Source organism: Paenibacillus sp. FSL R7-0312 (genome assembly GCF_038004445.1).
Taxonomy (GTDB): domain Bacteria; phylum Bacillota; class Bacilli; order Paenibacillales; family Paenibacillaceae; genus Paenibacillus_AQ.
This window is the reverse complement of sequence record NZ_JBBORE010000001.1, coordinates 259,720-282,569: the sequence shown is the minus strand read 5'-3', so window position 1 is coordinate 282,569 and position 22,850 is coordinate 259,720. Positions and strand designations below refer to the sequence as shown.

General features: G+C 52.1%; 19 protein-coding genes. 10 read left to right on the top strand and 9 right to left on the bottom strand.

The genetic code is table 11. From position 1 onward, the window contains the following. The first annotated feature begins 49 nt into the window (after window positions 1-49). Together MKX70_RS01200 and MKX70_RS01195 are read left to right on the top strand one after the other, a co-directional pair. The gene (locus tag MKX70_RS01200; protein ID WP_340839383.1) at window positions 50-892 is read left to right on the top strand and encodes an NAD-dependent epimerase/dehydratase family protein; all 843 of its coding nucleotides are present in this window, start codon (window positions 50-52) and stop codon (window positions 890-892) included. 176 nt (window positions 893-1,068) lie between these two features. Then, the gene (locus MKX70_RS01195) at window positions 1,069-3,153 is read left to right on the top strand and encodes a class I SAM-dependent methyltransferase (protein WP_340839382.1); all 2,085 of its coding nucleotides are present in this window, start codon (window positions 1,069-1,071) and stop codon (window positions 3,151-3,153) included. Window positions 3,154-3,298: 145 nt separating this feature from the next. Here the strand turns inward: MKX70_RS01195 and MKX70_RS01190 are convergent, their stop codons facing one another. From MKX70_RS01190 to MKX70_RS01180, 3 genes are all read right to left on the bottom strand, one after another. Further along, window positions 3,299-3,649 (bottom strand): nuclear transport factor 2 family protein, encoded by a 351-nt coding sequence (locus MKX70_RS01190; RefSeq protein WP_042232710.1) that lies wholly within the window; start codon window positions 3,647-3,649, stop codon window positions 3,299-3,301. A gap of 137 nt (window positions 3,650-3,786) precedes the next feature. Next, the gene (locus MKX70_RS01185; protein ID WP_340839381.1) at window positions 3,787-4,701 is read right to left on the bottom strand and encodes a YwqG family protein; all 915 of its coding nucleotides are present in this window, start codon (window positions 4,699-4,701) and stop codon (window positions 3,787-3,789) included. Window positions 4,702-4,776: 75 nt separating this feature from the next. Then, complete coding sequence (locus MKX70_RS01180) at window positions 4,777-5,694, bottom strand: AraC family transcriptional regulator (RefSeq protein ID WP_340839380.1); 918 nt, start codon at window positions 5,692-5,694, stop codon at window positions 4,777-4,779. A gap of 127 nt (window positions 5,695-5,821) precedes the next feature. Between MKX70_RS01180 and yicI the strand changes: the two genes are divergently transcribed. After that, a complete protein-coding gene (yicI, locus tag MKX70_RS01175; RefSeq protein ID WP_340839379.1) occupies window positions 5,822-8,143 on the top strand; it encodes an alpha-xylosidase in 2,322 nt (773 codons plus the stop codon). A gap of 277 nt (window positions 8,144-8,420) precedes the next feature. On the opposite strand, the gene MKX70_RS01170 is transcribed toward yicI, so the two are convergent. Beyond that, window positions 8,421-9,551 carry an IS4 family transposase gene (locus MKX70_RS01170; RefSeq protein ID WP_340782749.1) on the bottom strand — a complete coding sequence of 377 codons (1,131 nt, stop codon included), beginning with the start codon at window positions 9,549-9,551 and terminating at the stop codon, window positions 8,421-8,423. 241 nt (window positions 9,552-9,792) lie between these two features. Here MKX70_RS01170 and MKX70_RS01165 point away from each other — a divergent pair, with 241 nt between their 5' ends. Continuing rightward, a complete protein-coding gene (locus MKX70_RS01165; protein ID WP_340780891.1) occupies window positions 9,793-10,956 on the top strand; it encodes an SGNH/GDSL hydrolase family protein in 1,164 nt (387 codons plus the stop codon). A gap of 96 nt (window positions 10,957-11,052) precedes the next feature. Then, window positions 11,053-11,340, top strand: a complete 288-nt coding sequence (locus MKX70_RS01160) for a hypothetical protein (RefSeq protein ID WP_231637770.1) — start codon at window positions 11,053-11,055, stop codon at window positions 11,338-11,340. Between the two features lie 120 nt (window positions 11,341-11,460). Here MKX70_RS01160 and MKX70_RS01155 read toward each other — a convergent pair whose 3' ends face one another. From MKX70_RS01155 to MKX70_RS01145, 3 genes are all read right to left on the bottom strand, one after another. Then, complete coding sequence (locus tag MKX70_RS01155; protein WP_340780889.1) at window positions 11,461-11,556, bottom strand: YjcZ family sporulation protein; 96 nt, start codon at window positions 11,554-11,556, stop codon at window positions 11,461-11,463. Between the two features lie 111 nt (window positions 11,557-11,667). Continuing rightward, window positions 11,668-13,329: a helix-turn-helix domain-containing protein gene (locus MKX70_RS01150; RefSeq protein WP_042232719.1), complete on the bottom strand. Its 1,662-nt coding sequence runs from the start codon at window positions 13,327-13,329 to the stop codon at window positions 11,668-11,670. Continuing rightward, a complete protein-coding gene (locus MKX70_RS01145) occupies window positions 13,326-15,164 on the bottom strand; it encodes a cache domain-containing sensor histidine kinase (protein WP_042232721.1) in 1,839 nt (612 codons plus the stop codon). The genes MKX70_RS01150 and MKX70_RS01145 overlap by 4 nt, the downstream gene beginning before the upstream one ends. Window positions 15,165-15,297: 133 nt before the next feature. Between MKX70_RS01145 and MKX70_RS01140 the strand changes: the two genes are divergently transcribed. The 4 genes from MKX70_RS01140 (at window position 15,298) to MKX70_RS01125 (ending at window position 20,613) form a co-directional block, all read left to right on the top strand. Then, a complete protein-coding gene (locus tag MKX70_RS01140; RefSeq protein ID WP_042232723.1) occupies window positions 15,298-16,179 on the top strand; it encodes a carbohydrate ABC transporter permease in 882 nt (293 codons plus the stop codon). Then, window positions 16,179-17,012 carry a carbohydrate ABC transporter permease gene (locus MKX70_RS01135; protein WP_042232725.1) on the top strand — a complete coding sequence of 278 codons (834 nt, stop codon included), beginning with the start codon at window positions 16,179-16,181 and terminating at the stop codon, window positions 17,010-17,012. The genes MKX70_RS01140 and MKX70_RS01135 overlap by 1 nt, the downstream gene beginning before the upstream one ends. A 57-nt stretch (window positions 17,013-17,069) precedes the next feature. Continuing rightward, window positions 17,070-18,380 carry an ABC transporter substrate-binding protein gene (locus tag MKX70_RS01130; RefSeq protein ID WP_081956372.1) on the top strand — a complete coding sequence of 437 codons (1,311 nt, stop codon included), beginning with the start codon at window positions 17,070-17,072 and terminating at the stop codon, window positions 18,378-18,380. 229 nt (window positions 18,381-18,609) lie between these two features. Next, the gene (locus tag MKX70_RS01125) at window positions 18,610-20,613 is read left to right on the top strand and encodes a beta-galactosidase (protein ID WP_340839378.1); all 2,004 of its coding nucleotides are present in this window, start codon (window positions 18,610-18,612) and stop codon (window positions 20,611-20,613) included. A gap of 21 nt (window positions 20,614-20,634) precedes the next feature. Here the strand turns inward: MKX70_RS01125 and MKX70_RS01120 are convergent, their stop codons facing one another. Continuing rightward, the gene (locus MKX70_RS01120) at window positions 20,635-20,868 is read right to left on the bottom strand and encodes a hypothetical protein (RefSeq protein WP_340780887.1); all 234 of its coding nucleotides are present in this window, start codon (window positions 20,866-20,868) and stop codon (window positions 20,635-20,637) included. Between the two features lie 153 nt (window positions 20,869-21,021). Here MKX70_RS01120 and MKX70_RS01115 point away from each other — a divergent pair, with 153 nt between their 5' ends. Further along, window positions 21,022-21,936 carry a LysR family transcriptional regulator gene (locus MKX70_RS01115; protein WP_042232730.1) on the top strand — a complete coding sequence of 305 codons (915 nt, stop codon included), beginning with the start codon at window positions 21,022-21,024 and terminating at the stop codon, window positions 21,934-21,936. A 54-nt stretch (window positions 21,937-21,990) separates the two neighbouring features. On the opposite strand, the gene MKX70_RS01110 is transcribed toward MKX70_RS01115, so the two are convergent. Further along, complete coding sequence (locus MKX70_RS01110; RefSeq protein ID WP_042232732.1) at window positions 21,991-22,827, bottom strand: AraC family transcriptional regulator; 837 nt, start codon at window positions 22,825-22,827, stop codon at window positions 21,991-21,993. Between the last annotated feature and the right edge of the window lie 23 nt (window positions 22,828-22,850).

Below are 22,850 nucleotides of genomic sequence, written 5' to 3'. Positions count from 1 at the left end.
TCTATTATACTGCCAGTATAGCATCTATAAACTTAGGAGGATTTGAACTATGAACATATTTGTAACTGGAGCCACCGGTAAAGTAGGAAGCCGTTTTGTTCCGCGTCTGCTGCAGCGCGGTCATCACGTTAAGCTGTTGATTAGGGATGCTGCCAAGGCAGATGGGCTTAAGCAGCTGGGGGCTGAGATTGTAGAAGGCGAGCTTTTGCAGCCGGAACATTATGTGGATGCTCTCCGGGGGATTGATGTTGTATTTCATCTGGCAGCTCAGTTCCGCGGGGTAGACGAGAATACCACATGGATATCCAATTTCGATGGAAGCATCGCTCTGGCCAAGGCAGTGCTGGAGGCGGAGGTGCCAAGGTTTGTTTTTGCGAGCACCAATAATGTCTACGGCTCCGGAAGTAACGCGGGACCCAGTCAGGAGGATGACGAGCTGAAGCCTGCGTTTGCTTATCCGCAGTCCAAAGCTAAGGCTGAGGCAGCGCTGCTGCAGCTTCACCATGAACAGGGATTAGGCCTGCGCATTGTAAGGTTGCCCTTTGTCTATGGTGAGCGGGACCCGCATATCACAGAATTTCTGCCGCTCGTAGGCAATTGGAATCCGGCGAAACGAATGCATATGGCGCACCATGCAGATGTAGGGCAGGCCCTGCTGCTCGCTGCTTCCGCAGACGGGATAGATGGCCGGATCTACAACGTTGGCGATGATGCACCGATCTCCATTGCCGAACTGCTTAAGCTGCATCATTTGGAAATTCCCCCGGCAGCGCAGCAGCAGGAATTCAATCCATGGGAGGGAGTCATCGATACCACACGCATCAGGGATGAACTACATTACCGGCCGATCTTCCCGTCCTTCTATACGGCGAGGGATGCAGGTGCACTTTAAATTGGATTTATCTTCTCCCGGCAATCTGGTATACAATATACAATAGTAATGCATTTTCTTGACCGCAGGCTTCTCTTCAGAAGCTTGCGGTTTGTTGTATGAACAGTTTTTCATGATTCAACCGCAGCCAGCAGGGCTATTGTATAGAGATCGTTATTACATAGGGAGGCAGGCATATGCTGAAATCATTGCAGGCTATTGAAACATACCGTGAAGAAGGAAGACTCCCCGGTGAAGGCTGTCTGTGGCTGGAATATATCGTTCAGGCCGAGCAGACGATTGTGAACCTCGAACGGGTGGAATCGCTGGGGGAACTGGAGCAGCAGAGTCCGGTGCTGGATTATGTAGAGCGGAGCCTGCGTGTACTGGACAGTCTGCCGCTATCCTACTGGATCAGAGAATTGGCTGAAGAGACGCTGATCTGGTCGGAGACTGCCAAGGGTGGTACGATCCGGCAGCGCAGGAGCTGGCAGAAGGACGGCATTAATATATTTGTGCATAATATCGGTTCGGCACAGCTGTACTGGCGTTGTGGAGAGGATGACCGGGAGGACGCTGCCTCTGCGGATAAGCGGCTGATCGTGCACCGGCTGATCGAAACCCACGGGCTGATCGGGCAGCAGATCCGCGGCGAGGTTCCGCCTTCGGTCAATCTTCCATTATCCGGACTGGTGGAGCAGGGGCTGCTGACCGCAGATGAGCTGGAGCGGCTGCTGTTCGCGCTGAATCACTGCATAATCTCGGCTGTAGCCCCGGAGCTGTGGCAGGAGGTTCGTCCTCAGGTGATGGAGCTGATTGCCGTAATCTCCTCGGGTAATCTGCATGCTGAAGTGCCGATGAAGGAGCGTCTGCGGAGAATGCGCTCCGGATCTATCGCGCAGGGTGAGGATTATGAGACGGAGTGGAGCAGTCTTGTGCAGGAGGGCTTCAATCCTGCTGTACTGGAGCCGCTGCAGCCTGTCACCTTCTGGTATGTGGAATCTGCACTGCAGACCTTCTCGCTGGAGCAGTTCCTCAAAGTAGTAAGCCTCTCGGCTAGCAGTGATTTGTCCGCTCTCCACCATATCAGCTTCGAAGCGGTGATGAACAGCATTTATTATGACTACAAGGGCAGCAAGAAGATCAACGTGTACAAGAAAAGGATCATTGAGAAATACTTGTCTGAGCTGGATTGGACAGAGATCTATAGCGGGGAGCAGCCTTCGGTCAATCCGCATCTGTTGCACCGGCTGCTGCGGAAGGAGCATTTGCCTGATACGCTGTTCTTCCATTTCGAATTCTCCCCGGCGGCTGAGAAGCTGATTGAATTCTGCACCGAGGCCGAGAAGTCGGCACTGTATGAACGGGCGGTGCTGCTGCTGTTCGACCTGTTCGATCTGCGCCGGGATGCGTTCGACCGCTTCCATAACGAGGATACGTACTTAAGCCAGATGAATGATACGGCGGATTATAAGGCGGTCATTCTGGATTACGTCACCGGCCGCAAGGTGCTGGACATCGGGCCGGGCGGCGGGGTGCTGCTGGATCTGATTGAGCAGCGGATGCCGGATGTGATTCCGGTCGGCATCGATATCTCCAGCAATGTTATTGAAGCATTGCGGCAGCGCAAGCAGCGGGAAGACCGCCGCTGGGAGGTGCTGCAGGGCGATGCGCTGAACCTGAAGGATTACGTGGAGGCGGGCACGGTCGACACGGTGATTTTCTCCTCCATCCTGCATGAGCTGTATTCCTATGTGCCGCTGGATGGGAAGAAGTTCAATCACGGGACGGTTGCTGCAGCGCTAACCAGCGCCTTCGGTGTGCTGGCGGACGGCGGAGTCATTATTGTCCGCGACGGTATTATGAGTGAGCCGGAGGATCAGCAGCGAAGAGTGCGGTTTCTGGAGGATGACGGAATGGCGTGGCTGGAGCGGTATGCGAAGGATTTTGCCGGCCGGAGTATCCGGTATGAGCAGCTTGGCGGTCAGGAGGTCCTTATGCCGGTGAATGATGCGATGGAATTCCTGTACACGTATACGTGGGGGGAAGAAGCCTACATCCATGAAGTACAGGAGCAGTTTGGATACTTCACCCCTTCGCAGTATGCTGCGTTCATTGAGCAGACGCTTGGTGATCAGGCGAAGATTGAAGTCTTCCGCCATTACCTGCAGGAAGGGTATACGGAGGCGCTGCAGGATCGGGTCGTGGTGATGGATGAGAGCGGGCAGGCGGTCGCACTGCCGGACAGCACCTGCTTCATTGTAATCCGTAAGGCAGGCTGAAGCCGGGCTTGAGTGGAACATAAAAAAGGGCATTACCGCAGCCGTGTCCGGCCTGGTAATGCCCTTTTTTCAATCGGTATTTGCCGGCATATAATGGGAAAGCATCGCGTTGCGGACCATACTAGAAGAGAATGATCCTGTCCGGCTACTTAAGCGTGATGATCAGGGTGCTGATTTTACCGCCCTGCACCGTGAACTCATGTCTGAACAGCTGCGGAGCGGGAACGCGATTCTTGTTAAATTCCCCTTCCATCTCTGCTGTCACAGCGATCGCTTCTCCGGATTCTTCGATTTCCATGATCGTGTAGCGGACCTTGGCAGAGAACAGCTCTGCTTCCCCCCAAGCCTGTATAGCCTCCCTGCCCGCAATCTCTTTACCGTTATCCTTAACGCTGGCGCCGGGAGTGAACAAATCAATAAAGGCTTCAGGCTGATAGTGGTTGATGGCATTGTAATACTCCTGTACCTCACTCGGCAAGGTAACATGTTGATTCATGGTGATCTGCCTCCTGTAAGTAGAGTAGCGGAAGCGGCGTGGCTCCACCCTTACACGTAACTTAAACGTATCCGGGCACCCGTAAGCAGATTGGAGGGTGAATAGAGAGATGAGCGATCCTATCGAACCCGCTGACCTCACGTCCCCACGCGATACGTATAGACATTCTCGAAGAATAATTTTTTGAAATCATCCGCTTTGATGAAAAAATGCAATAAACCGGACAAGTCCCATTCCATCCCGATCTGATCATCAGAATCAGCCTGGAATAATAGAATCTCATCGCTGGGATGACCTCCGTATTGCAGTGCTGTCATATGGCCCAGGAAACGGAATCCGATTCCACGGTCGTAAGTAATCAGTAATTTCGGTCTGAATTCCAGGGAATAGCGGTTCAAGTCCGTTTCGTTGTTCATCAGATGGTTGGCTTCCAGATAATCTGAATCGGGAATCGTTAATTCAAGCTTTTTTTCGAGCAGCGCGGATCTGAATATTTGATCTTCCGATAATGTCATCGGTGGCTCCATTCGAACCAATTCTGTAGTTTCAGGGGAGTAATATACAACATTATTATTCTTCTTGTCTGAATCATAGTCATCGCTGTTATACCACACCTCAAAATCATACACGTAGAAAAAGTAGAGAATTCCGGTAGCTGGATACCCCGGGTTAACCAAATTCATAGGGAACTCTTCAAGATTGATTTGAGCGACAAAAGACATGGGATGGTTCTTCCACGAAGGCCATTGAAAGGAAGAGGGCATATCAGGATGTCCCCCGATTTTGCTGGCGCCAAGCTTGATTTCTGTTTCATCTGTCATTTTTGGAACCATGTAGAATCCGGGCAGAATGTGATGTTTTAATGTATCCCAATACTTTCCAAGACCTGCTTCTTCCAGCATCAAGCGGATCTCACCCATGGAAGGGTCTGTGATTTGGTCAGATGCCATCGGGTGCTTGTATATGGAAGTATCACTGCTGCCTGCTGCATCACCTGCTATAAAGAAGCGAAGTAATAGTATAAACGCTGTTATTATCTTAAATATATTCAAGGTTTCTCCCGCCCTTCTAAATTGATATTCTACACGGGCAGGTTAAATTTGTCAGTTCGAATTATCCCATTGATCTTACGGATAAAGCTGGCCCTGACCGGCTCCCGGCATAGCATCCTTGCGGAATTCGGAAGGCGAGCAGTTCATCGCTTTGCGGAAGACTTTGATGAAGTAGCTGACATTGTCGAAGCCGACATCCATGGCGATATCGGAGATTTTGCGGTCACTCTGCTGCAGCAGGGCGGCGGCCTGGCGGATCCGGTAGGAGTTGATATAATCGACGGGCGTCTTGCGGGTCATGCTTTTGAAAAAACGGCAGAACTGCCCCTCACTCATCGGAATCAGCTCGGACAGATCGCGGGTGCGGATCGGCTCCTGATAATTGTCCTGAATGTAGAGGATGATTTTCTTCAGCCGGTCGATCTTCGTGGTATCCGCGCCTGCCGACTGGCTGTAGTTCACCGAACGTCCCGGCGGCGCAATCTGTGAGAGCATGATCAGCAAAGTTCCTTTCATAAAGGACTCGAATCCGGGCATTTTATTATCATATGCCTCCATCATCCGCTCCAGGTGCAGCAGAAGCTCCCCTTGCCAAGGTACGGAGGAGGTGATGTGACGCGGAAAGCTCTGGCGTTTCTCCTGAAGCGGCAGAATTACAGTCTGCTGGATGGTATCATATTGGGCGCTGGCCAGTAGATCGGGGTGAAAGACAAGTGCGCAGAACCGGCAGGGAGTGTCCAGAGCCGCATAGGCGGCATGAATATCACCGGATTCAATAAACACGGCTTCTCCGGGGCGGAGCGTGAAATAATCCGTATCCACCTGAAAGAGAATCTCGCCTTCAAGCAGCAGGAAGAACTCCGCTTCCTCATGCCAGTGGGTATCCAGGACAGGGGCTCCTGCCGGGAGCTCTATCCAATAGGCGGCCAAGGGAAACATAACATCCCCGTGTTCACGGTCTTCTTTGAGCAATCGCTGCGATGTGCGGTCCATTAAAGCCCTCCTTGTGGGGAAAACATCAAAATAGTGTTATAAATAAGCTATATTATAGTAGTTTTGTGATTTTGTTATCGTTATAATGCAACTATAAACACCAAATTGAAGGGTGGCAAGTGCACACATGAAATTTACAGACGGCCTTTGGCTGGTTCGCGACGGAATCACAATCAATGGTGCAGTTCAGAACTATGTTGTTGAGAAAACTGAAGAGGGCCTGACGGCTATCACGCAGACGACTCCGATTACAGGACGTTCGGCAACACTGAACTCTACACTGCTTACCGTAAAATTCCACTCCCCGCTTCCGGGTGTGGTTGGAATTAAGATTATTCATAATGACGGGGTGATCGACCGTGGTCCTTCCTTTGAATTGACTAAGGGAACAGGCGATCATGTTCAAATCGAAGAAACCGAAGCACAAACCGTGCTGATCAGCGGCGGACTCCGCGTGGTTATCAACAAGGGCACTCACTGGTCGGTGGATTTCTACCGCGGCGACGAGCGCATTACAGGCAGCGGTTACAAGTCGATGGCCTATATCACCGATCAGGACGGCAACACGTTCATGCGTGAAGAGCTGGATATCGGCATCGGCGAATTCGTGTATGGTCTGGGCGAACGCTTCACTGCTTTTGTGAAGAACGGCCAGGTGGTTGACCTGTGGAACAAAGACGGCGGTACAAGCTCCGAGCAGGCCTACAAGAACGTTCCGTTCTATGTGACCAGCAAAGGCTACGGCGTATTCGTGAACCAGCCTGAACTGGTATCGTACGAAATTGCTTCTGAGAAAGTGAAGAAAGCCCAATTCAGCGTAGCTGGAGAGAGCCTGGAATACTTCGTTATCGAAGGGCCGACAATCAAAGAGGTTATTACTAAATATACTTCACTGACCGGCAAGCCTGCGCTGCCACCGGCATGGACCTTCGGTCTGTGGCTGACCACTTCGTTCACTACAGATTACGATGAAGCTACGGTTAACTCCTTCGTAGAAGGAATGGCAGAGCGCGATCTGCCGCTGCATGTGTTCCATTTCGACTGCTTCTGGATGCGCGAATACCAGTGGACCGATTTCCAGTGGGATTCCCGTGTGTTCCCGGACCCTGTGGGTATGCTGAAGCGCCTGCATGACAAGGGGCTTAAGATCTGCGTTTGGATCAACTCTTATATCGGACAGCGTTCACCGCTGTTTGAAGAAGGCAAGAAGAACGGCTATCTGCTCAAAAAAGCTAACGGCGACGTATACCAAACCGACCTTTGGCAGGCAGGCATGGGACTCGTGGACTTCACGAACCCTGCGGCTTGTGAATGGTATGCAGGTTACCTGCGCGGCCTGGTGGACATGGGCGTAGACAGCTTCAAGACCGACTTCGGCGAGCGTATTCCTACGGATGTTGTCTACTTCGACGGCTCCGATCCGCACAAAATGCATAACTATTACACTCAGTTGTATAACAAGGTTGTCTTTGAAGTACTGGAAGAGAAGCTTGGCAAGAATGAAGCGGCAGTCTTCGCACGTTCGGCAACCGCCGGCGGGCAGCAGTTCCCGGTTCACTGGGGCGGCGACTGCTACGCTGACTACGAGTCCATGGCAGAAAGCCTGCGCGGCGGCCTGTCGCTAGGCCTGTCCGGCTTCGGCTTCTGGAGCCATGACATCGGCGGCTTCGAGAATACCGCTCCGGCGCATGTCTTCAAGCGCTGGCTGGCCTTCGGCCTGCTCTCCAGCCACAGCCGTCTGCACGGCAGCACCTCGTACCGTGTGCCTTGGGCTTACGACGACGAAGCCGTGGATGTTACCCGCTTCTTCACCAAGCTTAAATGCAGCCTGATGCCATACCTGTATGATGTAGCCGGACAGGCGCATGAACAGGGCTGGGCTTCGATGCGTGCGATGGTGATGGAATTCCCGGAAGATCCGACCTGCGAAGTGCTGGACCGCCAGTACATGCTGGGGGATTCCCTGCTGGTGGCTCCGATCTTCCAGGAGAACGGCGAAGTGAAATACTATCTGCCAGCCGGCCGCTGGACACACCTCTTGAACGGCGAAACCGTGGAGGGCGGATCATGGCGCAAAGAGAAGCATGATTTCTTCAGCCTTCCGTTATTCGTACGCCCGAACTCCCTGCTTGCCGTAGGCAGCGAAGACAGCCGTCCGGACTATGACTTCGCCGAAGGCGTGAAGTTTGGTCTGTACTCCCTTGAGGATGGCAAGGCAACAACTGCAACTGTACGCGATATCAACGGCGCTCCTGAGCTGAAGGTAGAAGCTGCACGCAGCGGCAACACCGTAACTGTAACTGCTGAAGGCAGCGGCAAAGCATTCACATTTGCTGTGAAGGATCTTGGCGCTATCGCTTCCGTAGAAGGTGCGGAGCAGGCAGATGAAACTACAGTGAAGGTAAACGCCGGAGCTAAATCCGTATCGTTCACCATTACGCTGAAATAAGCTTATACCGCCTCATATTCAAGCTCTCTGATGACGGGGGACATTCGTCCCCGGTGTATCAGGGAGTTTTTTGAGGATTGAACAACGGTTACGGTATTTGAGGCTATTGGAACTTCTCAAGCTGTTCTTGCCGCGCAAATCCTGCACGAAATACAACATTTTCCTCATATTATCAATCCTAATCCAGAATTGTTGTATAAAAGGCAGCATTTCGCCTTCTCCCGGCTGCTTTGCGGGGGAATTCATGTATTTCGTACAGGCCTGTTGATTCCCCATATTATGGGATGGATATAATTCCCAAAACCCCTTTGTTCCTGAGCAGACTAAGTTGAACCTGCCACTCCAGCGGAAGACTAAATATACGCCAATGCTGCATAAATTCCCAAAGGGTCAGTTGAGCAAAGGCAGGCACGTTGGGGTGGATTTCATCATAAACGCGTTTCAGAAGCACATAGACAGCAAGGGCCACAAACAATTGGCTGTATACCGCATTTTCGGTGGTTCCAAATAGACATGGCACGTTCAGATGCTGTTTAATCCAGCGGAAAAAGACTTCAATTTCCCAGCGTGCCTTGTAGATTTCAGCGATCACATGAGCGGACTCTTTTCTCAAATCGGTCACGACCCGTACGACTTCACCCCGGTCATTTTCAAATTCTACGACCCGGTGGCGCTGAGCAGATTGGCACTTCCCTTGACCGATATAACAAGTAATATCACGAACAATTTTCGTTTCTCCCTCTGCGGGTCGCTGGAGTTCTCTTGGCTTCACCAAATGGAGATTGTCTTTGAGCCGAATCACAAACGACTGGCCCTGGAGCACATATTGATCCAATCTGCTGATTTTTCCATACGCCCGATCCTGTACCAAAATGTAGTCCGTATCTGCCAAGACTTCTCCAAACGGAGCGTCATTGCGCTTCGCGATCGATTCCTTCACGTTCAGGGGTGAACGCTGGCCATGCGAAAGAGCAACATGCAGCTTAATACCCCCTCTGAATTTTTTGTACGAGGCCCAAGGCATTCGAGAGTTCGCTGCCGTGACCGTAGTCGAGTCAATCAGCAAAAGATCTTTAGGAAGATTCAAATGCCGCCGGGTTTGGCGGTTACATTTCGTGACGAGCAGTTGAAAGATACGTTTGAAGATTTCGTAAGGGACTTCACCGGCCTTGCCGGAAAGGGTGGAGTAATGAATTTCTGGCAAGTCAAAGCTTGGGCCTAAGCGGGCACTCTGCCGGAATCCGTCCCATTTGTGGTAGCAGGCTTGGACAAAGTAATCGAGCAGCAACCCGACGGTCATTTTGGTTCCTCTATCCACGTAGTCCTCGGTTTGTCCGGTCACCATTTGGACTTCTTCCGGTGTTAACACTTGTTTGAAAACGGCTAAAAATGGGGTATATTTATTCATGAGGTCGCCTCATTTCGGTTTGGTTTGGTCGTACTTACCATTACCCGAAATGGCGGCCTTTTTCGTCCCTTTTTTTGGGAAATCAACACGCCTATATTTCGTACAACAAATTCTCTCAAATTTCCTATTATTCAGGCATAGAAGTAGTATGTACAACATTATCGCCTTTTCCATTCATTACAGGTGTGCTGTGAACTGGATAATCCAATTTCTGTAAGAAACGATAGGAGAATAGAATGCTATGAACAATAAAGTGAATACAGGAGTGCTAAGCCAGCCGGAATTCACTTCAGCCACAGCGCTGTCCGCAGCCGCCAATCATATTATGAACTCGCCGGAGCCGTTCACCCATACATACCGGACCTATATCCGCCTGCGGGAGAATGGAAGCCTGACGCTGAAGTTCTGGCACAGCAATGCTGTGGATTCGACATGGGACATGGGGGCGGAGTCTACAGCGAGTGAACCGGGCGGGGAGTGGAGCATCGAAGCGGCATATATGGCTGATGGCGGAGCCGATCCGGATGGCACTGTCGTGCCTGGCTCGCAGGTTCCGTTTACCTTCGCAGGCGAGGCCTCCCGGCTGGTGAAGCCGGGCGAGAAGTTCTGGAGCGATGAAGCCCTGCTGGAGCTGCCGGAAGGGCACTATCTGGCCTTTACCTGGACCCTTAAGGCGGATGCCGGCAAGTCGGTTCCCTTCAACGTGGAGGGTATGCTGGTCTCCGGCTACGACGCGCCGGGCAATCTGGCTGCGCAGGAAACCGCAGATGCTTTCAGCGTATCGGATAAGCAGCAGGTATTGCCAAGCTTCCTCGGGTATAAAAAGGAAGTAGCGAAGAAGCTGGTATTCCTCGGGGATTCGATTACACAGGGAGTGCGGACTGCCAAGGATGAATACGCCTTCTGGACGGCAAGAATAGCTGAAGGATTGGGGGCGGAGTACGGGCTGTGGAATATAGGCTCCGGCTGGGGCCGGGCCTATGATGTGGCCACGGATGGCGCCTGGCTGCACAAAGCCTTGCAGGGAGATGAGGTGCTGATTGTGCTTGGCGTTAACGATCTGGATATCGGGCAACGTTCGGCTGAGGAACTGCTGGAGGATCTTACGCATATCATCGCCAAGATCAAGTCAGCGCGCCAAGGCGCTTCCGTCATTCTCAGTACCGTGCCGCCGTTCAACTTCGAAGGTGACCGCGAAACGGCCTGGCGCAGTGTGAATGAAAGCATCCTTACGAACCCTCCGGCTGGTGTGAACCGTGTGTTCGACATCGCTGCGGTGCTGTCCGTGCCGGCTCCGGCAGATCACAGAATCAAGCCGGAGTATATGAGCGACGAGTTTGATCCGCATCCGAACGGCCATGCCGGTAAGGCGGTAGCGGAAGCGTTTTTGGCTTGGTACGCTTAAGAAGCATAAAGAACCCCTTGAACCCGCTAGGCATACTATGTAGTACATTAACAGAAGGGTAGTGTGCCTGTAGTGGGAATGCAAGCGGGAGTACAAGTGCAGCCAAAAGTGCTGTATCAGGCAGATCAGAATTATATTCAAAGTATGAAGTCGATCAGACATCACATGCACCATGTATGCAGACAACATGCAAACCAGATTGTCCAGGTGCAGACGATTGACGGTCAAGTCGTTACAGGGAGAATTCTCGGCTGTGACAGGGGATTGTTTTACCTGGGGGTACAGAATCATCATGGAGCAGGACGCGCCTTCTTCGGAAGCAGCGAAGAAGCCATCCTGACCCTGGTACTGTACGAATTGCTGGTTATAGTTTTATTGTCCTAACTTGAATTGGCTGTCTCATAAGCTGTTATAGGCTAATGGATGGGCGGTATTCAAGGCAAAGGCTATCCCAAGCGGCCATATGATGGCTTTTAGGATAGCCTCTTTTTTGCGTTCACCAGGTTAGAATGTTTTGAGAATAATCACCAGTAGAATATAGAGTACTAAAATTGTAGTGGTAGAAGTGAAAAGTCCGCTGACATTTGCGCAACCGCTCATCGCCTTACCTCCTTCGCAAGTTCATCTTTCAGAACCATGATATGCACTTTCGGCCATCATGGTATAGACAATTGACCAAGAGAACTGCAATGAGTTCTGGCATCCATTCTGTTATGGGGAAACTTGTACACGGTAATCCTTCGGTGAGCAGCCGACCTGTTTCTTGAATACCTTGCTGAAATATTTGACGTCGTGGAAGCCGACCATCTCCGAGATCTGCACCAGCTTCAGGTTTGGATTCTGCATGAGCAGCTTGGCTTTCTCGATCCGGACGTTGACGATATAGTCAGAGAAGTTGATGCCGTATTCCTGTTTGAACTTGCGCGAGACGTACTCGCGGCTGACATAGAATTTGCCGGCAACCTCCTGCAGGGAGAGATCGGACGGGTAGTTCTGCTCGATATACTTAATAATCTCCGTCATCGGATTCCGCTCTTTAATCTGTCTGGCCGAGAGTATCTGAGACAGGCGCTGCATCAGCGCGAAGGACCAGTCACGCCAGGCGAACAGGGAGAAGGAGTAGCCGCTTGGCAGCGGAGACGGGTGCTGGAGGTCCTCCTGCTCAAGCTCAGCCAGCACGCTGTCGGCCAGGCTTCCCAGTGCTTCCCGGACCAGCCGGGAGCGGAACAGCAGTGCGTCCGCTTTCCATGAGTTCAGCATCTGCGGGGTAACCACACCGCGGCGGCTGAGTTCATGGGTCCAATGCTGTGCAGCCGCGGACATTGTTTCGGGAGTGCCGCTGATTACAGCCATCCGCCAATCGTCCTGGACATCAGCGAAATTCAGCGGCGCTTCGGCATCGGCACTGCTGCGCACCTGGCTGCCTGCCGGGAAGCCGCCTTCTCCTGCAACCGGAGCAAAGTGACAATAATCCTCATGTCTTAGCAGATTCCTCCGGAGCAGGGCTTCGGCGGCTTCTGTGCGCTGCGCCGGCAGCTGTCCGGGGAAGTGGCCTGCGGTGCTGATGCCGAAATGCATACGGAACTGCAGGGTATGGTAGATTCCCTGATTGATCCGGCTGATCAGCTCGACTACAGATTCCCGGCCATCCCAGAGAATGATGGCAATCTCCGGGGGGCCGCCCCAATACCGGAAGGCGATTCCGTTATTCTGCTGCTGCAGAAATTCATTACAGATGTTCACAATGGCGTAGTACAGCAGTTCGCTGTCCCCCCCGAACCGTTTGAGCAGCGGATTGTTGCCGCTGTCCGTCTGCACAAGAATCAGCCGCGAGGTCTTGGCACTCTGCGGCATGATGCCGTCCCCAATAAGCCTGCGCAGCGAGGCTTCGGCATTAACCTTATCGTCAATCAATGCGGAGAGCAGCTTCTCTCCGTAGATTGGCTTAATCTCATTCAGCCGGAGGCTCTGACGCTGGCGGTGGCTGCGCTCCGCTTCTTCGGAACGCCAGGCGGCAACCGCCTTGGACACCGCGTTGTTAATCATATCTGCTTCAATCGGCTTAAGAATATAATCTATTCCGCCGTGGCGTACGGTCTGGCGTACGAAATCGAAATCATTATGCCCGCTGACGACAATGAATTTGGTGTTGCCGGCGAATTCATCTACCCAGGTCATCAGCTCAACACCGTTCCCCGATTCCATCATCATATCCATAACCACCAGCGCCGGCTTCTCCTTGCGGATCAGCTGGATGGCTTCATTGCCGTTCCCCGCTTCGAGAATCTCATCAATCTGATGGGCATCCCAGTCCACCAGCAGCCGGACCGCCTTCCGGACTCTTGCTTCATCATCCACTATAAGCGCCTTCATATCCGTTCACTCTCCACTAATATATCAATTTCCAGCCGGATGATTACCCCGCCGGCCTTAAGATTATCCACTGTCAGCATGGCATTATCCCCACACACCAGCCGCAGCCGTGCCAGCACATTCACGAGGCCGATGCCGGCGCCGGGCGCATCGCGTTTGCTGTAACCGTCCTTGTTGTCTGTATGACTCAGATTAACAGGCTCAACGGCTCTGGGCTGCTCCAGCTCCTTGCGCAGCGCCTCCAGCCGGGTGGCCGGAATGGTCAGACCGTTGTTTTGAATGCTGATTTCCATCCGTCCGGAGGTAAGGGGGGCTGCGGTAATCTCGATGAATCCGTCCGTACGGTCCAGATTGAAACCGTGCTTGAAGTAATTCTCCACTATGGGCTGAAGGATCATCTTGGGCATCAGCGCCTGCAGCAGCGATTCTTCCATATCGTAGCGGAAACTGAACTTATTTTCAAAACGTTCCTTCTGCAGCTCAATATAAGCTTTGACATGCTCCAGCTCATTTTGGATCGTCACAATCTTCTCATCATTGTACATGCTGTAGCGCATCATCTTGGCCAGTGCCGAGAGCAGCCCGTAGATCTGCGGCACCTTCAGCTCCAGAGCGAGTGTACCGATAATCTGAAGAGTGTTGTTCATGAAATGCGGATTGATCTGCGATTGCAGTGCCCTCAGCTCATTGGTTTTGTTCGACAGCTCCAGCCTGTACTCCCGCAGAATCAGATTGTTAATCGTATCCATCATGCTGCGGAAATGCTCCGTGACCACTCCGATCTCATCCTTGCCCGCCGGCCGGATATCAATCTCCAGATTGCCGGTCTGCACCTGGTTCATATACCGGGTCAGCTGCTTGATCGGCGCGGTAATCCGGAAGGAGACCAGAACGGTCAGGATAATGATCGTGATGAGCAGCAGCACCAGCAGCAGCATATTGATCCGGGCCGCTTCAAGCGCTTCACGGAACAGATAGGAGACAGGGATCTGCTTCACCAGAGTCCAGTGGAGACCCGCGCCTTCGATTCTCTGATATATAAAGACGGCGCCGCTCTCTTCGAAATAACCCTGCGAGTCACTCTTATCCGCAATCTGGCTGTTATACCAGTCCGCATTCAGCGGTTTGCCAAGCGTGGTGCTGTCATTACTGTATACGAGCGTGCCGCTGTCATCCACCAGATAGAGGTTCTCCTGATCCTGCTCGTACAGCTGGTCCATAATATCGGCAAGTGCGCTCAGCCTGACATCAATCGATAAGAATCCTAGCGCTTCTGTAGATGGGATGCGTTCAATTCTGCGGTGCAGCGTAAAGACCGGCTCCGGAACGAACTGTATGATAGGCAGCTTCAGCCCGTAGGCGTTACTGATATGAGTGCCCTGTACTTTAACCGGGGAGCTTCCCGTAAGGTTGGATTCCTGGTAAGGCATATTCCCCAGCCACCGCTTGGGTGTTGTATTATCGGTTATCAATGTAGCCTTGCCGTCTTTGACGCCGTATAAGTACACCTGTGAGATGTTGGGCTGGGAAGTAGAGATGTAACTGAGCGAATTATAAATTGCAATATCAGAAGACAGATCATCATAACCGGCTTCAAGCAGGCGGTAAAAATCGGAGTCGGCGTATACGCTCAGCGACAGCCGGTTGATCTCCTGAATGAGGCTGCTGATATTTTTGTAGCCCTGGTACAGCAGATTCTTATTCTCATCGACAGCCCGGGTTCTTAATGAGTTTGTTGTATAAGAGTAGTTAATGAACATTGTAGCCATAATACAGATTAGTGTGGGCAGGAGTAAAAAAACAATCAGTTTGGTGCGGATACTGTTCCACTTCATGGGGCCTTGTCACATCCGATCAATATTTTACACCCTAAAGATCACCTGCGTAGGTGTAAGGAGTTCTGCAAAAAACAGATAATATGTTTAGATCATAAACAAGTAAGTGAGCAAAAGAAAGGGGGGCCATTAAATGCGCGGCAATAAGTTGTCCCAATTTGGTCAACAGCTATTTTTCGTTGGCCCGGCGTTATTGTTCTTTACCTTGATTACTATTATCCCGTTTCTGATGGGGATGTACTACTCCTTCACAGACTGGAACGGCGTATCAGGTAATGTAAGCTGGGTGGGCGTTCAGAACTTTAAATCGATTTTTACGAATGATCCCGACTTCTGGTCATCCTTCTGGTTTACCGTGAGATTCACTGTACTGGGAGTAATATTGACCAATGTGGTGGGCTTTTTCCTGGCCTATCTGCTGACCAAACCTTTAAAAACACGCAATATGCTCCGGACCATATTCTTCATGCCGAATGTGATCGGGGGATTGCTGCTTGGTTTCATATGGCAGTTCATTTTCATTAAAGGGTTCGCCACAATGGGCGATGTTACAGGCTGGTCCTTCTTCAATCTTCCTTGGCTTGGGGATGCAACCACCGGCTTCTGGGCAATTGTCATGGTATTCATTTGGCAGTCCTCCGGTTACCTGATGGTTATCTACATTGCTTCACTCAGCAACGTGTCCAAAGAAGTGCTCGAAGCTGCTGAGATTGACGGCGCATCCCGGATGCAGGTGCTTCGCAACATTATCGTGCCGCTGATTATGCCTGCGGTGACGATCGGCTTGTTCCTGGCCATTTCCTGGTCCTTCAAAATGTTCGACCTGAACCTGTCGCTGACTAAAGGCGGACCGTTCAAATCGACTGAATCCGTAGCCATGAACATCTATAATGAAGCCTTCCTGAACAACCGTTACGGTCTGGGTACGGCAAAAGCGTTGTTATTCTTCGTCATTGTAGCGCTGATCACTGTCATTCAGGTTCGTCTTACGAAGAGCAAGGAGGTAGAAGCTTAATGAACGCTAAAACTAAAGGCAGATGGAACATTGGAATTGAAGTAATTATGATTCTTCTGGCGCTTCTATTCCTTTCTCCTTTCTATTTCCTGCTGGCGAACTCGGTGAAATCCTTCGGTGAGATTCTGAGCGATGCGGCAAGCTGGCCGCAGACCTTCATGTGGTCAAACTATGCTAACGCCTGGAAGCTGGCCCGTTTCTCTGAGGCCTTCCGCAATTCGCTGATCGTCACAATCATTAGTGTGATTCTGATCTCCCTGTTCAGCGCAATGGCCGCTTACCGCATGGTACGTGCCAATACCCGGTTTAACCAGGTTCTGTTGCTGCTGTTCGTAGCGGCAATGGTCGTTCCGTTCCAGACGATCATGATTCCGATCTTGAAGGTCGTAAACATCATTGGGGTCAACAACTCGTTCGCGGGTCTGATTATTTCCAACCTGGGACTTAGCATTCCGATGGCCATCTTCCTGTTCCACGGCTTCATCAAATCGGTGCCGCTGGAAATTGAAGAAGCGGCAACCGTGGATGGCTGCAATCCGATCTCGGCTTTCTTCCGGATTGTGCTACCTCTGCTGAAGCCCATGCTGATGACCATTATCGTGCTGAATGCACTGGGCATCTGGAATGACTATCTGCTTCCATCGCTGATTCTTCAGGCACCTGAATTGCGTACCATTCCGCTTGCTACCTTCTCGTTCTTCGGCCAGTATACGAAGCAATGGGATATGGCACTTCCGGCGCTGACTATCGGGGTTGCCCCGATTGTAATCTTCTATCTGTTCATGCAGCGTTACATTGTTGAGGGAATAGCGGCCGGCTCGGTGAAGGGTTAATCACCGGGCTCCCGTTCCACATATTAAGCAGTTAAATTAGTCAAGGGGGAAATACAAATGATGAAGAAACGGTCTGCAGTGATGCTGTCCAGCGTAATGCTGATGTCTGTCGTGCTTGCGGCATGCGGTGGCAACAACACTAACAATAATGCTTCGAATGGTGCTTCGAATGGAAGCGCTGGCAACACTTCCGGTGCTGTGAAAACGGTTAAGATTTTCCAGTTCAAAACCGAAATCGTGGAAGGCCTGAACGAACTGAAGGTTGAATTCGAGAAAGAATACCCTAACATCAAGCTGGACATTCAAACGGTTGGCGGCGGCGCAGACTATGGGGCAGCCCTGAAGACGAAATTCGCTTCCGGCGATGCTCCTGACATTTTCTCGAACGGCGGTTACGCTGAAATGGCACTGTGGGCTGACAAGCTCGAGGATCTGTCCGATCAGCCATGGGTGAAGGATCTGATTCCTTTGGCTGCTGAGCCAATGACTAAAGACGGCAAAACCTATGGTATGCCGATGAACCTTGAAGGTATTGGTTATGTCTACAACAAGGATCTGTTCGCCAAAGCCGGTATCACTGAAACGCCAAAAACAATCACTGAGCTTGAAGAAGCAGCAAAAAAATTGCAGGCGATCGATGTTATTCCTTTCGGAAACGCATACCAGGAATGGTGGCTGCTGGGTATCCAGGGCATCAGCGTAGCATTTGCACAGCAGGATAATGTGGATGAATTCATCAACGGCCTGAACGCCGGAACTTCCACCATCGTAGGCAACGAGAAATTCAAGGATTGGAGCAACCTGCTTAACCTGACTGTGAAATACGGACAGAAGAATCCTTTGACTACAGATGCTAATACTCACCTGGCTATGTTCGCCAATGGCGAAACCGCTATGATGCAGGAAGGCAACTGGGCACAGACTCTGGTTGACAACATCACCCCTGGTATGAACATCGGTATGTTCCCTATGCCAATCAACGACGATCCTGCGATGAACGATAAGCTGTCTGTAGGGGTTCCTGCCAACCTAGTCGTGAATAAGGATTCCGGATCTAAGGAAGAAGCTAAGACCTTCCTGAACTGGCTTGTAACTTCCGACATGGGTAAAGAGTATCTCGTTCAAAAGTGGAAATTCATCCCTGCCCTGTCCACCATTCCGGCAACACCTGAAGATATCGGTCTTCTGGGTGCGGATGTATGGAACTATGTTCAAGAGGGTAAAGTCTACGGACTTCAGGCTTCGAAATTCCCTGATGGTGTAACTCAAGAATTTGCAAGTTCCATTCAAGAGCTAATCGCCGGTAAAGTGGACGAAGCAGGCTGGGAAAAGAGCATGCAGGCAGCTTGGGATAAGCTGAAGAAATAATCAGTACCTGCAAAGCAAGTACAACGAGTAATTGTAATGTGGTGCTAAACAGAGAGTCCTTATAAGGACCTAACCCGGATAAAGTGGATTGCCAGGACGCTCCAGCCCAATCTCAGCATATGAGGTGAGGCGGGGGCGTTCTTTTGGTTGTCCGGAAACTGGCGGTCTGATATATACTCGAATGGAGAAGATTTCTGTACATGAATGATGAGGAGGAGTGATGGGGCTTATGGAACTTAACAGCTATACTAACGTGCAGATCGGTGTGGATTATTACCCCGAACATTGGGATGAGTCTATGTGGGAGACGGATATTAAATTAATGAAGGAAACCGGAGTCAAGGTGGTCCGGGTGGCGGAATTTGCCTGGAGCCGGCTTGAGCCGGTAGAGGGGACCTTTGATTTCGCCTGGCTGGACCGGGCGCTGGATCTGTTCCACGCCTACGGAATTCAGATTGTGATCGGGACGCCGACAGCGACACCGCCGCGCTGGCTGACTTCTGCCTACCCGGATGTGCTGCCTGTGTTCGCAGATGGAGGTGTATTCCATCCGGGAGTACGCGGCCACCGCTGTTACAACAGCGCATCGCTGCGGAAGTATGGCCGCCGGATTATTGAGGCGCTGGCCCGTCATTACAGCGGTCATCCTGCCGTTATCGGCTGGCAGACGGACAATGAATTCAGTATGCTGGATTGCCATTGTGACAGCTGCAACCTGGCGTTCCGCAAGTGGGTTCAGGAGAAGTACAGCACACTCGTGCAGGTTAACGCAGAGTGGGGAACTGTGGTCTGGAGCGGAGAGTACAGCAGCTGGGACGAGCTGACGGTGCCTTACGGCGGCTCACCATTCCAGAATCCCTCGCTGCTGCTGGATTTCCAGCGGTTCCAATGGGATGCGGTGATCGCTTTCCAGAAGATGCAGACGGAAGTGCTGCACGAGATCTGCCCGAAGCACTTCATCACCCACAACTTCCATAGTTATCCTCAGCGGCTGGACATGCACGGGCTGGCTGAGGAGCTTGATGTGGCTGCCTTCGATTATTATCCGAACCCTTCGCCGAAGAAGCAGACGACGGCTCCCTACAGCGGCGCGCTATCCCTGGATCTGACCCGCGGCATCAAACGCCGCAATTTCTGGATCATGGAGCAGCTTAGCGGCCCGCCGGGCTGCTGGTTCCCAATGTGGCGGACTCCTAACCCGGGGTTTATCCGCGCTTATGCCTGGCAGGCGATTGCCAGAGGCGCAGATACCGTGGTGCATTTCCGCTGGAGAAGCTCCGTAGCCGGGGCAGAACAGTTCTGGCATGGGCTGATCGACCACAGCAATGTGCCCGGGCGGAGATTTGCCGAGTTCGCGCAGCTATGCAGTGAGGTGAACGGTTTGGCTCCGCTGCTGACGGGGACTAAGGTTATCAGCCAGGCGGCTATCCTGTATTCGCATGAGCAGCTGGCTGCGCTGCGCATCCAGCCTCAGGCTGAAGGATTGGACTACTACGATAACATTAAGCAGTACCACCGGGCGCTGACGAAGCTTGGTATCGGGTGCGATGTCATCGACTGGCGGCAGCCGCTTGAGGGTTACAAGCTGGTGATTGTCCCGAGCCTGTACCTGCATGATGAGGAAGCTGCACAACTGCTGGAGACTTTTGCCGGAGGTGGCGGAATCGTGATCCTTACCCATCGCAGCGGTGTGAAGAATATGAACAACATCTGTGTAATGCAGCCACTGCCAGGGCTCTTCTCCCGTGCAGCGGGTGTAACGGTGGAGGAATATGATCCGATCGGAGGCGAAGTTCATTCGCTTCGCAGCGCTGAGGGCCTTCTGTATGAATGCAGCCAGTGGTGCGACATTCTGCGGCCGGCGGGAGCCGAGCCGGTCGCCTGGTATGAAGACGATTTCTTTGCCGGAGCTCCTGCGGTCACCGTAAACCGCTTCGGAGCGGGCCAGGTTTATTATATCGGAACACATGCCGGGGAGAACTACTGGCTGAAGCTTTTGAGTGATATCGCGCTAGACGTTGGGCTTGAGCTGTTCCCGGAATTACCGGAGGGTGTACAGGCATTCAAGCGCACAGGAGAGAGAGGGGGACTGCTGTTTCTGCTGAATCTTAGCCGGATGCCTCAGACTGTAGGGCTAGACAAGCTTTACCGCAGCGCTTTTACCGGTACCCTGATGACTGGCCCGGTAGAGCTTGCGGCGTATGGTGTAGAGATTCTGGAGACTGAAGGCTGAAGCTTGGCAGGGAGCTGAACCTCAGGCGGAAGGATGACGTCTCTTATCCAGCATGCGCGAGAGGAAGGGAATGACCACGGCTCTATGTTGTGGAGGGTTCAATCCTGCAGGATGGTCCTTCTGCGGGGTCTGAAGCTCTTCTTGCCGTAGCATGTCCAGCAGGTCATAGACCGTTGTGATTTGATCCGAAGTTATAGCTAATTCTTTACCCTCAGGGTTACCGGGGACCTTGAAATTCCATTGTTTGTTTCCCATGGTTATCGCTCCTATTCGTGTGTGCCATTCGGCTGAGGCAGCATGCTTCTTTTATATTTCCATCATAATCTGCGCAGCAGATCATGTATAATGAAGGGAAATGATGGAGGCCATCACTGCGGCTGATGGGTGATCCGGGGAGAGAGGTGCGGAATGGATATGGGTCTTCTTAAAGTATTTCTGGCGGTTGCTGAAGAAGGTAGTATCTCTAAAGCAGCCCAAAGCCTGAACTATGTGCAGTCGAATGTGACAACCAGAATTCAGCAATTGGAGCAGGAGCTGAAGACTCCGCTCTTTTACCGGCATAGCCGGGGGATCACGCTGACCTCAGCGGGACAGACTTTCATGGAATATACGGTCAGGATTCTTAAGCTGCTGGACGAAGCCAAGCAGGCGGTTCTGGATTCGCCGGTTCCCAAAGGCTCGATTACGGTCGGCTCGGATACGACGGCTGCCGTCCGGCTGCCTGCCATCCTGTCCACTTACCGGGTCTGTTACCCTGATGTTGAAGTTCATCTGCAGGTCGGGCGGGCGAAGGAGCTAATTGATTCTGTCCTGCAGCATACCGTGCACGGAGCCTTTCTGGACGGACCGGTGGAGCATCCGGAGATTGTCCAGGAGCTGCTCATCCATGAACGGATCGGCCTTGTGATTCCGGATACGATGGAGTATCAGGGCATCCGGTCCATTCATGACAAGACGCTGCTGATCCTGAATGCGGAATGCTTGTACAGGATGAAGCTGGAGCAATGGCTCGCGGAAGTAGGCTGCCGGCTTGGGAAGGTGATGGAGTTCGGGACGATGGAAGGACTCCTCGGCTGCGTGAAGGCGGGAATTGGCTATGCGGTCTTACCTCTATCCTATTTCACCAGGATGAATGTAACGGAAGGCATCCGCATTTATCCGTTTCCGGAGAAGTATGCAGAGGTTCCGACGGTGTTCATCCGGCGGCGTGACCTCTATATGACGAGCGCTTTCCGGGAGTTTATAGAAGAGCTTAAGGCAGGGCTGCCTGAAGCGGTGAGCGGGGCAGATAGGACGGAGGACAGCGGCAGTGCTGTGAATTAACAGTTATAAAATCAAACAGCGGCACCCCAGCTGGCTTAGCTGGGGTGCCGCTGTTTAATGCAGCTTCCTGAACTGCTCCGGCGTAATCGCCGACTGCTTGCGGAAGGTGGCGACGAAATGGCTGACGTCGCGGAAGCCGACGCGCTGGGAGATGGATTTTACCGTAAGGTGGGGCTGGGTCACAAGCAGTTCCTTGCTCTTGCGGATACGCAGCCGGACGAAATAGGCATAAGGGGAGAGTCCGAAGGTCTGCAGAAACAGGCTGTTCAGATATCGCCCGGATACATCAAGATGTGCCGCGAGATCATAGAGTCCGACATCCGGGTCTCCGTAATGGCCGTCCATCCATTTCAGCAGCGGCTGCAGCTTATCCACATTGCGGGAGATTGCCGTATTATTATGCAGCTGCCCATATTTGTTCAGCGTTAGCAGGAACCGGTAGGCGTCCGTAGATTCACCCAGGTTGAACATGTCTCCGGAAGCATCATGGCGGTCAAGCATCTCCTTCAGCATATAGCGGAGCGGAGATTCATTCTCCCAGCGGTAGAGAAGATTGGTATTCATCGCGAGTGAATCCAGAATATGCCGGGCTGAAGTCCCGCCGAAGGTGAGATAATAGGTGCACCATACTTCGGAAGAGAGGGATTCATAGCCGTGTGGAACACCGGGCATAAGCAGAATGCCGCTGCCTTCAGTGAGTGTGATTCTTTTATTATCGATATGGATGATGCCCTCACCGTTCTCCGTCTGCAGCCAATGGTAAGTATGATAGCCTTGAGGACGGGTTACTTTTTCCTGATTCGGGTTATAGCCCATACTGTCGAGGGTAATCGGAAGCTGCTGCCCGCTCTCCTGGGCAAACACGATTCTTCGCACGGCACTCTCAGACATAATTGTCAACTCCTGTAGTTCCA